General features: G+C 34.9%; 11 protein-coding genes and 1 pseudogene. 2 read left to right on the forward strand and 10 right to left on the reverse strand.

Features of this window, described 5'->3' with window-relative positions; all coding sequences use genetic code 11:
- The 4 genes from VB691_RS23140 to VB691_RS23155 form a co-directional block, all read right to left on the reverse strand.
- Positions 1 to 2,464, reverse strand: a 2,464-nt coding sequence (locus tag VB691_RS23140; protein WP_323293891.1) for a tetratricopeptide repeat-containing serine protease family protein, incomplete at its 3' end; no start/stop codon positions are given.
- A gap of 204 nt (positions 2,465 to 2,668) precedes the next feature.
- Positions 2,669 to 3,835, reverse strand: coding sequence for a hypothetical protein (locus VB691_RS23145; protein ID WP_323293892.1), 1,167 nt, complete (start codon positions 3,833 to 3,835; stop codon positions 2,669 to 2,671).
- A gap of 330 nt (positions 3,836 to 4,165) precedes the next feature.
- The gene (locus VB691_RS23150) at positions 4,166 to 4,762 is read right to left on the reverse strand and encodes a hypothetical protein (protein ID WP_323293893.1); all 597 of its coding nucleotides are present in this window, start codon (positions 4,760 to 4,762) and stop codon (positions 4,166 to 4,168) included.
- A gap of 184 nt (positions 4,763 to 4,946) precedes the next feature.
- Complete coding sequence (locus VB691_RS23155) at positions 4,947 to 5,195, reverse strand: hypothetical protein (protein WP_323293894.1); 249 nt, start codon at positions 5,193 to 5,195, stop codon at positions 4,947 to 4,949.
- A gap of 262 nt (positions 5,196 to 5,457) precedes the next feature.
- On the opposite strand from VB691_RS23155, the gene VB691_RS23160 reads away from it, so the two are divergent.
- Positions 5,458 to 5,589, forward strand: coding sequence for a hypothetical protein (locus VB691_RS23160; RefSeq protein ID WP_323293895.1), 132 nt, complete (start codon positions 5,458 to 5,460; stop codon positions 5,587 to 5,589).
- Complete coding sequence (locus VB691_RS23165) at positions 5,586 to 7,349, forward strand: ABC transporter ATP-binding protein (protein WP_323293896.1); 1,764 nt, start codon at positions 5,586 to 5,588, stop codon at positions 7,347 to 7,349. The genes VB691_RS23160 and VB691_RS23165 overlap by 4 nt, the downstream gene beginning before the upstream one ends.
- Positions 7,350 to 7,484: 135 nt before the next feature.
- Here the strand turns inward: VB691_RS23165 and VB691_RS23170 are convergent, their stop codons facing one another.
- The 6 genes and pseudogenes from VB691_RS23170 to VB691_RS23195 form a co-directional block, all read right to left on the reverse strand.
- Positions 7,485 to 7,703: a type II toxin-antitoxin system HicB family antitoxin gene (locus VB691_RS23170; RefSeq protein ID WP_323293897.1), complete on the reverse strand. Its 219-nt coding sequence runs from the start codon at positions 7,701 to 7,703 to the stop codon at positions 7,485 to 7,487.
- Positions 7,703 to 8,035 (reverse strand): putative toxin-antitoxin system toxin component, PIN family, encoded by a 333-nt coding sequence (locus tag VB691_RS23175; RefSeq protein ID WP_323293898.1) that lies wholly within the window; start codon positions 8,033 to 8,035, stop codon positions 7,703 to 7,705. The genes VB691_RS23170 and VB691_RS23175 overlap by 1 nt, the downstream gene beginning before the upstream one ends.
- A complete protein-coding gene (locus VB691_RS23180) occupies positions 8,028 to 8,246 on the reverse strand; it encodes a hypothetical protein (RefSeq protein WP_323293899.1) in 219 nt (72 codons plus the stop codon). The genes VB691_RS23175 and VB691_RS23180 overlap by 8 nt, the downstream gene beginning before the upstream one ends.
- 47 nt (positions 8,247 to 8,293) lie before the next feature.
- Positions 8,294 to 12,196 (reverse strand): Eco57I restriction-modification methylase domain-containing protein, encoded by a 3,903-nt coding sequence (locus tag VB691_RS23185; RefSeq protein WP_323293900.1) that lies wholly within the window; start codon positions 12,194 to 12,196, stop codon positions 8,294 to 8,296.
- A 78-nt stretch (positions 12,197 to 12,274) separates the two neighbouring features.
- Complete coding sequence (locus VB691_RS23190) at positions 12,275 to 15,580, reverse strand: helicase-related protein (RefSeq protein ID WP_323293901.1); 3,306 nt, start codon at positions 15,578 to 15,580, stop codon at positions 12,275 to 12,277.
- Positions 15,581 to 15,686: 106 nt separating this feature from the next.
- Positions 15,687 to 16,048, reverse strand: a pseudogene (locus VB691_RS23195) (DNA primase); the annotation flags it as partial.

Here is a 16,048-nt window from a genome sequence, read left to right on the forward strand (position 1 = left end):
AGTAAAGATTCCCCCGATTGTTGTAAGCATTTGCATCATTGGGATTGAGGGCGATCGCCTTAGTATAGTCAGATTCTGCTAAATCCCATTTTTGCAAGTCAGAGTAAAGATTCCCCCGATTGTAGTAAGCATCTGCATCATTGGGATTGAGGGAGATCGCCTTAGTGTAGTCAGATTCTGCTAAATCCCATTTTTGCAAGTCATAGTAAAGATTCCCCCGATTGTTGTAAGCATTTGCATCATTGGGATTGAGGGCGATCGCCTTAGTGTAGTCAGATTCTGCTAATTCCCATTTTTGCAAGTCAGAGTAAAGAAGCCCCTGATTGTTATACCAAGCCGCACGGGGAGTGAGTTTAATGGCTTGGTTAATGGCTTCTAATGCCTCATCATAGCGTTTTAATTTGCTTAAAACTGTCTGTTTCTCGTTATACAAGTTAGGATTATTGGGAGAGAGGGCGATCGCCTTATTGATAGCAGTTAACCCCTTCTCATAGTCGGGTAAATAGCGATAGGTCAAACTTTGTTGCTGTAAAATACTACTGTGAAACTCGGCTGAGTAGTCACCAGAAGACTGGGGAGGAAGAGTCAGGATAGCTTTTTCTAAAGCTTCTATAGCTGCTTGAACCTTTCCCTCGTCACCTAAAGCCAAACCCTTACCATACCATGCTAAATAGACATTATCAGGCTTATTTTGCTTAATTGCCTCATCAAACGCCTTAACTGCTTCCTCATACTTCTGTAAACGCCATAACTGTCCTCCCCTTTCTATCCAAATATAGGCTTCAGCATTGGTATTAGGTACTTTAATATCAACAATCGCTTTAATGATTTCCTGTTGTTGTTGCTGACTAACTTGGGGTTTAGCAGTAGTTAATAATTGGGGTTTTGCTTTCAATCTATCTTGTAATCCGACAAAAGTGCTAATAGGAATCCCTAAACTATAGCCTAATTGAATCTGAATTTTACCTCCTACGGCTGCTTCTGAGCGTCCATGAATCCCGATGACTCTCCCTTGACTATCTAACACTGCACCCCCACTCATTCCCCCGTAGGTAATACTGGTATAAACTAACTCATATCCTCCGTTTAAAGAACTAACATTTTGTAAACTGCCACTTTGTTGAGTTTGTAAGTCTTCCTTTGTTCGTCGAGTTTGCACTAATCCCTGTTCTTTCTCATTAACTCTCCCTCCACTAAACATCCATTGGGGGTCATTATCGCCAATTTTCGGGAATCCTGCCGCAAAGACAAAATCATTGGTATTCGGGTTATAATCCGCTATCTCAGCAACCGAGTAATTTTCCTGACTCTCAAACTTAAATACCGCTAAATCTACCCCTTCTTGTCGGATAATGGTACTTTTATCTAGTGGGATGGTTTTCCCATCATGAGTGGTTATGCTATAAATATGTCTTTCAGCACAAGGGGTCTTAGCATCGGGGTTTTTTCCATCCTTTTCGCATAATACATGGTCTGCTGTTAAAACTGTGTAGGTTTTCCCTTCTTTGGCAATAATCACACCACTACCATTACCTGTACTGCTACTATCTACCCTTACCACAAATTTCCTTGCTTTTGCTTCTAATTGCCCAATATACCCCTCATTAATCGGTGTCTCTACCCTAGCAACAGCTTGAGGTAAGGGTAAGCTGTAAGCGGTTAAAATATCGGGTTTTATGTAAGTTAATAGAGTATTTATCGGTATTCCCCAACTTACCTTACGATATTCTTGGATTTCGGCAACAGTAGGAGTGCTTCCATTTTGATAAATATAGCCAGTATTGAGGATAGGAGCCGCAGAACGCCCATTTATGCCCACTAATGCCCCTTGCCCATTGAGAATGGGTCCTCCACTCATTCCCTGTTTAATATTATTGGTATAACCGACACTATACCCCTCTTTAAAGGATTGAGATAAGCTATGAGTAACTTTTCCTTCTGTTGCGACAAATTCTCCTGTTTCTGCCACATATCCCCCTGAAATAACGGGATTATCTTTAATAGGAGCAGTAATATCATCACTGGGAACAGAATATTCTTGCTCACTGCTAAACTCTAGTAAGGCTAAGTCATAATCTTGAGGGAGAGAGTTATTAACTACAGTTGCTTGATAGGTTTTCCCGTCATGGGTTTGAATTGTTACCGTCTTTGAATTATTAATAACATGAGCATTAGTGAGAATGAGGTAAATATTACCCTGTTTTTTCGCAATTAATGTTCCCGAACCCCGATTATCAGGGGTAGTAATTTTAACCGTAATTTCTTTAATAAAATTATAGGCATATTCTGAGATGCTTGAAGGATCACCTTGAGCGATTTCTGGTTTATTTACAGAATTTTGAGGAATAAAAGTCTGATTATTGCCATAGAGATTCTCAGTCTCACCAAGAAGACTTAAAGCTAAGGCAGAAGGAGACAGAAGCAGGAGGGGACTCATCAAAGCGATCGCTGATTTAAGCATCATCTTATATTAAAAATTGATAATTGAGGATATTAAGTAGGTAGACAAAATTAATTACACAAAATTTGTAGGGGCGGGTTTTTTACATCAATCAATGACTCTCACAAAAAAGTTAAATAAACCCGCCCCCTATGACTCAACCATTACGACTATATCAAAACCCCCGCCCTGGCTGTGCAATTAATTTTGCTTTGGTACTTATAAAGTTTAAAGAGTAGTTAATGGTTGCCATGTTTTAGGATCAACTCCTTCTTGTTGTAGCCGATAAAGGGCAAATTGCCAAGCTTCTAAGGAAGAATCAGTATTTTTTGCGGATAAAAGCCCTGTGGCCAATCGATTAGTTAACCAAACTCGCCAGCTTTCTCGTTCTTGCCATTTTAATACTTGATCATTAGAAGGGGGATCAATGCCCCAAGATAATAAGCCATTTTCGTCTAACTCAGAGGTAAAGGGAACACCTTGACTGGGAATATTTGGTAAAGAAGTCATAATTAAATCAGCCGTCTTTTTCAAAGAATCAAAATCACCAAAATAGGCAATAATTTTATCAGAGCGCAACAGTCCAGCAATTTGTTTTCCACCGACTTTAAATTGAGGAACTTGTAACTCTGTAAAAATCTTAACTAACGACGGAAAAACCTCTCCTAAAACTTCAAAACTGGGTGAAATATAGAGTTTATACGTTGCTTTTTCTTGACTATTTAAAGACTCTAAATTTTCTAAATATTTCCAAGTTCGCCAAAAATCATCCCCTTGGGTGCTAGTTGCTTCTCGCCAATGTTTTAGTAATAATTTACCTGCTGGATGATGGGGAGAAATTTGTAAATAGTCTGCTATTTCAACTTTAGAAGGATATAAACGCAGTAACTTAGGTGTAATTGGTAAACGATTATAAAAATAAAGTCGCGCTGATAATTTACTACTATCATCAATGGCTAATACTTGAGCATATTTAAGTGCATCGAGAGATAATTGAGCAATTTTTCCCGTTCCTAATAATTCATCATGTTTAATTTGATGACGAAAAGAAAATAGGGGAATCGCTTCAATTCCTGAAACAAATTTTCCCTGATTTTCTACTTCAATAATATTATCAATGACTAATTGATAAATAAATTCCTCGGTTTTCTCTTGATAGCGTTTTTTGAGGTAAGTAGGAACTGCACTTCCTTGTTGTAAAGTTAAGTAAAGTAAGGCAGTATTTTGACAGACAGATTTAACTCCCAAACCCGTTTGAGTAGAATCGATGGGACGTAAAATTCCATAAAAATCTTCATCTTTAAGTAAGTCTTGTAAGCACTCCTGTTGAGAAGGAGGAAGTCTATCATACAAAATTAATTCATAGTTAGGATTGGCTTTTAGTGTTAGATTCATGAATTTTACTTAATCAATAATAGACTAGGTTGACAGTCAATAAGAAGACGTTAACTAGACGTTAACTAGGGTTGGTTAAAAAAGCTTTTAGTCAAGGTAAAAGAAGGAAGATAGAAAATTGATGATCTAAAAGGGGGATCATGATAGAGAAATTAAAATGATCGCCTCTGCCTTTTTTTGTCAATGTATAAATCTTGGAAAAAAAATTAAAGGATCAGAATTTAGAAACTATTTGAAATGATCATCATTTTATTCTTATCCTTAATTCTTTGGTTTTCTTTGAACTAGACAACAACCATTTAAGAAAATACTGTTTGCTTATTAAGCCAGTTAATCAAGCGGTCCTATAGTAATATTGGTGCTATTATGTCCATTAAATCCACCCGGATTTTTAGTAATATAACCTCCAACGACAACCACGCGATATTTAATATCTGTAAAGTCATAAATTAGCACTCGAGTAAACCCGTAACGGGTTTCTTCAACTTTGCCTTTTTCTTGAACAATGACTTCCTCAATGGTATTAGCGATCGCTTGTAAAAGAAGTTGAGATTGTTCTTGGGATGAACCATTCGCCATCGCATAGTTGCTAAAAATTAATCCAGCTTTGCCTAATCTTTCCTGAAGAACCTGATTATTAGGAGTATTATAAACTTCCACTCCTAATACCGAAACTTCTCCATTTTCAAACCGAGGACACATAAAAAGTGCAACATAATCACCTCTTCCGAGTCCTGCATTTTTGTATTGAGGGGTAGTAGCACATCCCTTCAGATCTCGGCTATCTTTAGGAAGAATTTCCGTAAGTCCCGCATTCGCTGAAATTTGATAAATCATATCAGGGGTTACTTTTTGTCCTGCATAGGCTAATTGAGGAAAAAAAGTTACAAGACTGATTAAAAGGGGGACGGTGAGAGATTTAATCATGATTAATTTTTGAGAAATGAATGATAAGTGTATTATTTTGTTAACTTTTGCTTGACGAAAAGGAGAGGTTTTACCGTTGAAACTGGCCTGATACAGCAGTGGAGGAAAAAAGCTGACGGGAAAGGGCCAGCCTAGTAAATTTCGGCATGAACGGGTAAAAGGTAATAAACCTGTAAATTCAGGTTTATTTGAGCAGAAGAAGTTCTAATTCTTGTTTGAGTAAGCTTAAGTCGTCTTCCTTAACAATTTCCGTTAATTGGTTGCTGGTGGTACGATAACTGCAACTGGTGCAACTTGTACAATTACTACAATTGGTACAAGTGGTACAAGTAGTACAGTATCCACAGTCCTGGTTAGTGGGTTCATTTTCCACATCTGCAGGAAGCACGGAAATCATTAACTCACGGACTTTGAAAGCTTGTTGAACAGCCATTGTTGTTTCACTCCTATGGGATAAGGTTGGTTAAAGTAGTGGGGTGATGTTCCCCTCTGTTTTATTATTCGGATGCGCTCAGATATTTTTATGCACTTGGAGAAAAATTTTTTTTCCGTGCAATACTGTAGAGAAGCTTTGCCACATCAAGAGTCTGTAATTAGCTATCTATCTTCTTTTTCCCCTTTTAAATTCCCTGAGTACATAATTTATCTCTCCCCAGACGAAAGAAGAGTAGAACACACAACAAGGAGAGTTAAATATGTCTAAAGCCCTTGAACGTCCACAGAAATGGCGACCGCCTGAACATTATGCTTTAATTAAAGATGCTTCTAGGATAAAGTTTCAGCCAAAAGACAGAATGTCCCCCCTGAAAACAGAGGGAAAATTATGATATTAACGCCCTTGCTGCGAACATTACTTCTCCTGTGGGAGAGTAGTCGAAAATGGGCGATCGCACTGGGAGGACTTCTCTTAATTCGGGGGGGACTTCCGGTTTTATTCATCTATCTCAGTAAACGCCTCATTGATGGCATTATTCAAAAAGAAAATGCTCAATTTCTGGTAATTCTCCTGATGATTACCGGAATAATTAACTTAATTAGCCAATTTTCTCAAGCCCTGGAAGAATGGGTCAGTGACGCACAAGCTCTAGTAGTGAGTGATTATACTTATGATCTCATCCATCAGAAATCCGTTGAGGTAGACTTAGAAGATTACGAAAATCCCGATTATTACAACAAATTTCAACGAGCTATTCAAGAAGCGGCCTATCGTCCCACCAAAGTCGTAAAAAGCTTGGCTTTACTTGGTCAGAATACTCTATCTTTCCTGGCTTTCTGTGGGCTGTTGTTATCCTTACAGGGAGGTATTGCTTTCGTTCTCGTTCTGGCAATTCTCCCCAATAGCTGGCTTCGTTTACGAGTATCTCGTCAAATGCACCGTTGGCAATACAAAAACATTTTGAAAGAACGATTAGCTAACTATTATCATTGGATACTTACCCATGATTGGTTAGCCAAAGAAATTCGTCTATTTGAATTAGGTTCCTTATTTATTACCCGTTTTCATCGTTTACGTTCCCAATTACGTCGAGAAAAACTACAGGTTGCCACTCGTTATATTGTCTGGGATTTTTTCAGCCAAATGTGCGCCACTGGTGCGGTTTTTGGCTCTTATGGTTTAATTGTTTATCAAACTGTCAAAGGGGAGATTTCAGTCGGTTCTTTAGTGATGTATTATCAAGCTTTTGGCGGATTACAAAAGACTTTTCAGGGCGTTTTGAGTAGTTTGACGGAACTTTATAATGATAATTTATTTTTGGCGAATCTCTATGAATTTCTTGACTTGAAACCGAAGCAGGTTAATCCGATTTTTCCTGCATTTTTTCCCTGTCCAATTCGTCAAGGAATAGTTTTTGAAAAGATTAGTTATAACTATTCTAATAGTCCGCGTCAAGCTTTAAAAGAGATTAATTTAACCATTCGCCCAGGGGAAGTAATTGCTTTGGTAGGGGAAAATGGATCAGGCAAAACAACCTTAACCAAACTATTATCCCGATTATATGACCCCACCGAGGGAAGAATTACTATTGATGGCATTGATTTACGTCAGTTTGATCTAGCTAACTTACGCCGTCAAATTAGCGTGATTTTTCAAGATTATGGCAAATATAATTTATCAGTGAAGGAGAATATTGGCTTAGGAAATCTTGAGCAAGGGTTGGCCTCAACCGAGATATCAACCTCTGCCAAAGAAGCAGGAGCAGATGAGTTTATTCACCGATTACCCCAAGAATATGAAACTTTATTGGGTAATTTATTTGAAGGAGGTGAGGAATTGAGTATTGGACAATGGCAAAAAATAGCCTTAGCTCGCGCTTTATTTCGGAATTCTCAAATTATTATTTTAGATGAACCTACCAGTGCATTAGATCCTAAAGCTGAATCTGCTTTTTTTGAAAAGTTTCGTCAATTACTTAAGAATCAGATGGCAATTTTAATCAGTCATCGTCTTTCTACGGTACGGATGGCAGACTGTATTTATGTCTTAGATCAAGGAGCTATTGTGGAAAAAGGAAACCACGAACACTTGATACAACAAGGAGGTATTTACAGCCATTTATTCGACCTTCAATCTCGCCATTATCTTTAACCCAAGCACTCCGAAACTTGACTTTCTGGAAGGGCAATCGCTAGCAATTCTCATTTTGAAACGAGTTTTAGCCGTTTCAGCGATCACTAGATTTGTTACGAATTGTCAACCCCTCTTTATGTAAGGATTTCAATGTCATGAAATCTTAAAATGAGAATTCCTGACCCCAACAAACTCTAAGGGGTCAAATTCTTCGTTTTCCATTTCTAAACAAAGTTCAATGGCTTCTTGAATACGTTCTATTAATTCATCATAACTTTTGGCTTGTGTATGGCATCCTTTTAAACTGGGAACGGATGCGACTAAGTAAGCATCTGCATCTTTTTCGATAATTACATTAAAGGATTGAGTCATTAGTTTTTCCTATGAGTAGCTTTTCCAGAGATCGCTAATTCTAAGAATTTATTATCTTTAGAATCTTTACAAATATTAATTGTTTCAGTAATATTAATGATCTCTGCTTTGTTTCTTAGAGTAGAGATAAATTGAAGTCTTTTTTCTAAAGATAAATATTTGTCAAACTTTTTACGAATTAGGGTTTGAGATATTTCTTGATAAGTATTCTCCGAAATTAACATAATTTCTGTTTCTGTAACCTTATCAAAAACTTGTTGAGAAGTTGATGAAGATAACAATAGTCCACTAATTAAGATGTTAGTATCTAAAAAAATTCGTAATCTACTCATCTTTTAATAATTCTTCTAAGATTTCAGGTGTTAAGCCATTTTGTTCCGCTTCTTGGCGAATTTGCTGGACAATTTCTTCAAAACTGGTATTTTTGAAAAGTTCTTTAAGGATAATGTTACAAACAAGAAGAACATTTTGCTTTTTTTCTGGTTCTGCTTCTCGGTATGCTTTGGCAATTTCTGGGTCAACTTGAAGGGTAATATTTTCCATAATCAATTAAAAGTTAATTAATCTATCTTTATTATAGCAGTTTAAAGTTATTTTCGTTTAACACTCCCCTCAATTATCCTAATCTCCTCCTCATTTAACCCATACAATTCATACACTATCTCATCTATCTCTCTTTCTAATTCTGTAGTGTTTGCTTTGGGGTTTTGGCGTTTTATTTCGAGGATTTTATTGACTAAGTTAACAATGTCGTCATGTTTTGATTTTTTATTAGGGTTAGATAGATTAATTCTAGTAATAGGTAACTGTTCAATAAATTGTGTAAAATACCTAAAATATCCTCCTCTTATTGGTGTACTTATACTTTTCATATAGAAATCTAAAACATTACTATTAAGCAATCCTAAAATATATAAAACAGATTCATTAATATCATTAAAAGTAATTCCATAACCACTTGTAAAAGCATAATTACCATCAGTATCCATAGCAAATGATTGCTGTTCTGCTATATCTGGGATTATTAATTTATTAGTTTTCATTAATTCAATATTTTTTGGGTATATATAAGCATACCATTTTTCCCCTTTCATTTTACCTTTTTCTCTATTTTCTAACTCTAATTTGTTTTCTAAAAGATATTGATAAGCTTTTGGATAATCACTTTTTAATGTTGATTCTACAATTAATTTAGAATTAGTATCATAAGGAATTATAACTATTTGATTACAATCTAAAATAGTATAGGGTTTAATTTGACGACCTTGTAAAAATTGTGAGCTAATTGTCTTTTCGATTTCTACTTGTTTATCTAGACTTTTAGAGAAAGCCAAATAATAATCGTCATTTTCTTCAATAAGTTTTAATACATAGATTTGATTAGCACTTGTTCTAATTCCTTGAGATATTTTATTTGTTATATTTTTTAACTCCTCTGTTCCATGTCTTAATTTATTTAATAAATTGTCATCATTACTAAGATTAAAATTCCAATCCTTAGATGAGAAGTAATTAGATTCAAATTGTTCTTGTACTGCTTCACCAAATTCATGCCATTTTTGAGGATTATCTACTTTTATAAAATGACAGTTATCACGACCAAACTTATCTAGAAATAGTAAACAAGTGTAAGTTGTCGCACTATTAAACACCTGTTGATCTCCAAAGTGAACTACTTTGCTTAAATACTTACCCTTAGAAATTAAACCCCTTAAACCTTCTCCATATTGAGCATTAAAAAACTTGTGAGGTAAAATATAAGCTAAATTGCCTTTTTCATTGAGTAAATTAATTCCTTTCTCAACAAAAACTACATAAATATCATAATTCCCTTTCTTAGCTGCTTGATAATGTTTTTTAAAGTAATCCACCTGTAAAGGGATTGACTTATTTAACTCTTGAATACGAATATAAGGAGGATTACCAATACAAATATCAAAAGAAGAAACCCCAAACATCCAAGTAGGGTCAAAGAAATCAGAACGTGCATTCAAATCATAAGGATTCCATCTAGCTAACGTATCAGCAGTGGCACTTTCTAACCCTGTTGACTTCAATAACTGACTAATTTCTTGTCTTAAATTTTTATCTTTTTCTCGACAGTTTCGCTTAGTTTTCGGTGTCCTTGCCTTAAAATGTTGTTGACGGACTTGCTTTAATTCCTCCTCTTTTTTAATCACCTCTGGACTTCTTAAACTTAACTGAGTTTCAATCCCAATTAAAGAATTAGCAGCAACAAATTTTGTCTCAAGGTTTGGTAAAGGTAAAATTCCTCGATTGGGTCGAGCATTATTAACCTTTTGGTCAACAATTAAAGAGATAAAAAAGCGTAACTTAGAAATTTGTACCGCTATGGGTTGAATATCTACGCCAAAAATACAATTTTCAATCAAGAATAACTTCCGGGGATAGTCCATCTCATTATTCTCAAATTCATCCTCTATTTCTGCTAACCTTGCTTGTAACTTATGTATCGCTTCTTCTCTAGCTTCTTCATAACTAATCTGTTTCGCTACCTGAATATCTTTTAACACAGGTTGTATTGCTTTTTCCTTCTGTTGCTGTTTCCATTTACTATTGTTGGGGTCAAGTTTCCCTAGAATAAACACCAATTTTTGTAAAATACCCATAGGAAAAGCACCCGAACCGCAAGCAATATCAATAATTTTCAGGTTATCAATAGCATTAATTAAACAATCACACTCATGCTCATTAAATTGATGGGACTCATCCCGATAACTGAGTAAACTTCTTAACTGACTTTCTAACTCCTTTTCCCTTCCTTGAAAGCGACTATTTTCTAACTTTGCTTGTAAGCTAAGCTGACCCTTTTTATACTCATTACCAAATAAATCAATTTGATTTGACCCTACCTCTAAATAACTCGACCCTTGACTTAACAAAGCAGTCTGTAGATAAGCAATTAAAGACTCATCTACCATATAATTAACAATCTCTCTAGGAGTATAAAAAGACCCCGTTTGTTTCCTTGCGGTTGATTCCGTTTCGGGGTTATATTCTGCTAATAAATTCTCAAACACTTTACCCAATAATTCGGGGTCTAAAGCTATTTCTTCCTCAATGGGAGTATTTTCATCAATGGTAAATTTATAACGATTAAATATATTAATTAATCCCTGTACTTCATACTTCTTATTGCTAGTTCCATAAGCTTTGTTTAAATCAACCTTTCTTGCTTCTCCAAAAAAGAGAACATTAGGAACACTTAAGGGGTTTTCCTCCCTATCAGAAAACCCATCAATTCTAATTTTTGTTTTCTCTTTTCCTTGTTGAGAAGCTTGAGAATCATCATCTTTATACCTATCTAAAGATTCAAATAACCCACCATTTAGAAAAGGAATATCCTGACATAATTCTAAAAAGTCATCAGAATTAGTAAAATAATTTTGATAACGATAAACATTAGCAATTCCATAATGTTGATCTCTACCACCCTTTTGTTTAGTTTGTCCCCTAAACTTACGATTATCAGCTTTTTTATCCGTGTTCATCTCTGTATTTAGGGTAGCAAAAAAGAGATTTTGTAAAATAGCTTTATAATAAGTGCTATCCTCAGATTCTAATGATTTTAGGAATACTTTTAGCTTGTCTTCATCAAATAAAGCATCAGTGACTAAACCCTTTTCCTTCAAAAACCAGACAAAGATTAACCGAGTAATTAATCGAATAACACTGGTAGCATTGCGAATATTATTATCTTGTTCTCCCCCATCAGGAAAAGTCACCATTTGAGTTGCCCAAAAATACCAATTAGACACCTCATGAAAGAACTTTTTATTGAGTTCCGAAGTATTAAGAACCTTTTGCCAAGCAGTGTGTAATTCATCAAAATTATGGACATCTTTTAAAGAGAATAAAGATAAATCTGCTAAGATTTCAATATGGGCCCGATGGGGAGAATTAATATTAATATCTTTAATTAAAGTAATCTTTTCTAAGACATCTTTATCCCTATCTAACTTATTGGGACGACGATTAATGATAGATAAGGTAACATAATCAGATCCCCCTAAAGTCTCCTTAGAAAAGGGGACTTTTTTGTTACCATAGCGAAATAAAACCATAATGGGAATATCTGACTGACGGTTAATTTCACGGGTAATGGTTGCCAGTTGACTGCGAGAATAATGAGAATTTTGTAGCGTTATCCCGATAAAAATATAAGACTTCAAATAATCCTTATCCAAGTCATTTTTTCCCTTATTAAGCGGGTTAGGGGGGATTAAATCATCTTCCGTCACCTGAAACAAACAATCAACCGACTCCCACTCTTTTAATAACCCCTTATCTTCTCGAAAATTCTCCCATCCAAACACCTCTACCACCTCATCAGGGGTTTGGATATCTAACAAGACTTCCCGTTGAGTAGAGTAACCCAAAGTCTCAAACAGATGCTTAATACAATCAGAAATCGAAGCTTGACTAAAATCTTTTAATGCTTGCTGAATATTGTCTTTCAAATTAATCGACATTTTTAGAACCTTACATCATCAAATTTTGGATTAATTGACTTTCTAACTAATAACTTAATCCTGTAAATACTCATTATTCTAACAATCCTGGGAAATAATTAACCAGGTTATCAGTTCAAAATCAGTCGTTTTCGTCACTTGTTGTTCTTTAAAAGGCGTAATTCCTCCTTTCCCTGACTTAAACAGATTTTTAGTGACACGCTTAGTAAAAGTGCGGGTGATGGACTGAACTGCTTTATCGAGCAAATCACTCTCTTTACTCATAGTAGAGCCATTGCTGGTACGTTGATTAAATAACTGACACAAATCTTCATAGGGTTGGGTTTTCCCTGCACATAAGAGACGATATATATCTAAAATTTGTTTAGGTTGGGCAAAAGTATATATAACATTACCATCATCTCTTACATAGACCAAAAAATAAGGTTGTAGGGGATTAACTTGTTCATTGCCTGATGTATTCCCCATTTGTTGAAGACAGAAAATAATCCCAGGTTTAATAACATTATACTGCTTATTAGTAGGTACAATTCCATATAATCCTAATGGTGCATTTTCTAAGAGTTGACGATTTTGTTGTAAATAGTTTAGTAAGTCTATGCGAAAATCATCTAAGGTAAACTCTGTTAAAGAGACAGTTTCATTAAAGTCTTCAATGTCTAAAACTTCATCTTTTAACCGTAGTAACTGTTGATCTCTATAACTAATTTCTTTTGTTAACAAATCTTCTAATTCATCTATATCTAATAAATTATCTTCCCCCGTTGCTGTAATATCAACTAAGGCCATTCTTGCCTCAACTCGATTTTTGAGGTTAATATATTTATTTAAGTCATCTGTTGGCCAAAAATTTACTAATTGAACCGTATGATTAAGACTACCAATTCTATCAATACGTCCAAATCTTTGAATAATTCGTACAGGGTTCCAATGAATATCATAATTGACTAAATAATCACAATCTTGTAAGTTTTGACCTTCAGAAATACAGTCAGTAGCGATTAATAAATCAATCTCATTATCTTGAGGTAAAGAAGACATCATTTCTCGTTTCTTAGACTTAGGAGAAAAATTAATTAAAATTTCCTCAAAACGGGTACTCCCAAAGGTTGTTTTATTACCCCCATTACCCCCTGTGACTAAAGCTATGTTAATATTTAATTCAGTTTTTACCCATTCTTCTAAAGCTTCATATAAATATTTAGCCGTATCAGCAAAAGCTGTAAATATTATGACTTTTTTATTCTCTTTTCCTTCTTTATTCAATGCTGGATTAGTCACTTTACACTCAATAATATGTTTTAAATCTGCTAACTTAGCATCTTTAGATACATCTACCTCTTTTGCTTGAATATATAACTTATGAAGTTGTCTTCTATCCCTGGCTAAATCTACTAACCATCGGTCAATATCAAGATGTTTAAACTGATATTTTAAATCTTTTCCTACTTCAAAAGCAGCTTGTAAATCTTCATCTTCAAATGAATCAATTTCTAAATCTTCACTCTTAACAAGTTCCGTTTGATACTGGTCAAATTTTTTAATTTTATCTTCTAACTGTTTAATTTTCTCAATAGTTCTCTCTAGGGTAATTCTAAAGGAATAAACGGAACTTTCTAAACGTTTGAGAAAATTCACTTTCATCATCCCAATTAAGTAATTTTCTCGATTACTTTGAGTAAAGTTTTTTTGTATAACTTCCCCTTCATATAATGGTTTAAATTCTTCCAATACATAATTAGAGGGCTTGAACAATGATAATTGATAATCAGAGATTTGCTCATTAATATCATCATAATCTAAAAAATTATCATCTAAATCAATATGAGAAAATACAGAAATAGGCTTAACTCTTTCAGGAAATCCCCCTAATTTCTCAATCTCCTCTTGATAATACTTTTGAATATGTTTGCGAGAACGAGCAATGGTTAACCCATCTAATAAGGTAAAAAAGCTAGAACTTAAACTTTCTAATAACTCATTACTATGATGTTGCTTTTTCTTTGCCCATCGAGTAAATTCTTTTTGAGCAGTGGTCAAAGTTTGTTTAATGCTACTAATGCCTAATGTTTGACTAAAAGCACTATCCTTATCTTTAACAATAAAATTAATCTGATTTCTTAAATCTTTAAAATCCGTATTAACAGGGGTTGCTGATAATAATAAAACTCTAGTAGGAATCCCTGTTTTTATAATATCCTCCATTAATCTTTCATAGCGACTTTTCTTGATAATATTCCCATCTTCATCTCGTTTTCCTTTAGTATTATTACGAAAATTATGAGATTCATCAATCACCACTAAATCATAATTACCCCAATTGAGAGTTTCTAGATTAATATCCCCTGAATATCCTGTATCTCTACTTAAATCGGTATGAGACAAGACGGTATAATTAAACCTATCCTCAACCAAAATATTCAAGTCACTGTTATTAGAAGCATGGTAAATTGTCCAATTACTTCTTAATTTTTTAGGACATAATACTAAGACTTTATAATTCAATAGTTCAAAATATTTAATAATGGCTAAAGCTTCAAATGTTTTCCCTAATCCTACACTATCAGCAATAATACAGCCATTATGTTCCATGATTTTATTAATAGCCCCTCTCACCCCATCCTTCTGAAAATCAAATAATAACTTCCAAATCTTCGTATCAATCAAATGCTGTTGTTTAGTCAGTAAATCGCTGGCTGCTTGTTGGTCTAAAAAACGCTTAAATAAATGATAAATGGTTTTATAATAAATAAACTCAGGTGCATTATCTTGATACAGTTTATTGAGATAGCAAATGACTTCTTCTTTAACATCTTCCACCAAAGCTTTATTATCCCATAACTCATCAAACCATAACTTTAAATCTTGTCTATCCCTATCACTATCAACCATTAAATTCAATTCAATATTATTATTGCCATTAGCTAACCCTAAACCCTTCAACGTAAAATTAGAACTCCCTAAAATAGCACTTCTGACACCATTCTTATCAATATGATACATTTTCCCATGAAGTAAATTACTTTGTTTAATCGAGCGAATATTAACCTTCTCCTGTATCCATTCTTCGCATTCCCTAGCTAACTTACTCTGTTCTAATCGACTACTTAATTTAATCCCACTGTCTTCAATCCTAAAAGCTTTTTGGTCAGTATTAGTGCCAATGGATTGAATAAACCGAGGTTCCCCAAATAGAAAATCTAACTTATTAAGAGACCATAATTCCTGTTTTAAAGCTTCAAACGCATAAATAGTAAAATAAGCAGAGACGATAGACAGCATTGACTCTGATTGGATCTTTTCCTTGAGAAAATCGCCAACTGTACCCCGTTTACGATTATCTCGAATACCAGACTGGAAAACGGAAAGTTGATGGTCAGACATAATTGAGTCGAAGATGTATGTAATAGGTAGGGTTTGCTTTCCAAACCCTCTTTTCCTTATATTTCCCACATCTGACTCAATAACTCTCACAATTGATCTTACCACCTCAACTAGCCACAGGACTTAGATGCGCGATCGCCACCTCATAACCCCTTTCTTTAGGCTTATCCCACGACCTGACTACCGCCACAACTTCGTTGATGACCCGTTCAATTACAACACGCACCCCCCGAAACATCGCGGTTTGCCCTGCTTTAAACTTTGACTGTGACTTCAGGAAAGCCAGAAATTCAAAGACCTGCTCATCCGTTAATTGACGACGGGAATTAACCCCATAAGTCAGAATTAGATGCCGTTTTCCCCGATTTTTGTCCCAACCAAGCCGTTTCATAAGTTGATCGATCGCACTAACCACATCATCCCAGTCAATGACTTCAGTTACCACCTCATCAGAGTCAGCCAATGCAG

The organism is Crocosphaera sp. XPORK-15E (genome assembly GCF_034931425.1).
Classification (GTDB): Bacteria; Cyanobacteriota; Cyanobacteriia; order Cyanobacteriales; family Microcystaceae; genus UHCC-0190.

Bases quoted from the DNA above. Each gene is read 5' to 3' on its own strand.
- VB691_RS23150 (WP_323293893.1), bottom strand. From the start codon at position 4,762: ATGATTAAATCTCTCACCGTCCCCCTTTTAATCAGTCTTGTAACTTTT.
- VB691_RS23175 (WP_323293898.1), bottom strand. From the start codon at position 8,035: ATGAGTAGATTACGAATTTTTTTAGATACTAACATCTTAATTAGTGGA.
- VB691_RS23160 (WP_323293895.1), top strand. From the start codon at position 5,458: ATGTCTAAAGCCCTTGAACGTCCACAGAAATGGCGACCGCCTGAACAT.
- VB691_RS23180 (WP_323293899.1), bottom strand. From the start codon at position 8,246: ATGGAAAATATTACCCTTCAAGTTGACCCAGAAATTGCCAAAGCATAC.
- VB691_RS23145 (WP_323293892.1), bottom strand. From the start codon at position 3,835: ATGAATCTAACACTAAAAGCCAATCCTAACTATGAATTAATTTTGTAT.
- VB691_RS23185 (WP_323293900.1), bottom strand. From the start codon at position 12,196: ATGTCGATTAATTTGAAAGACAATATTCAGCAAGCATTAAAAGATTTT.
- VB691_RS23170 (WP_323293897.1), bottom strand. From the start codon at position 7,703: ATGACTCAATCCTTTAATGTAATTATCGAAAAAGATGCAGATGCTTAC.
- VB691_RS23155 (WP_323293894.1), bottom strand. From the start codon at position 5,195: ATGGCTGTTCAACAAGCTTTCAAAGTCCGTGAGTTAATGATTTCCGTG.
- VB691_RS23165 (WP_323293896.1), top strand. From the start codon at position 5,586: ATGATATTAACGCCCTTGCTGCGAACATTACTTCTCCTGTGGGAGAGT.
- VB691_RS23190 (WP_323293901.1), bottom strand. From the start codon at position 15,580: ATGTCTGACCATCAACTTTCCGTTTTCCAGTCTGGTATTCGAGATAAT.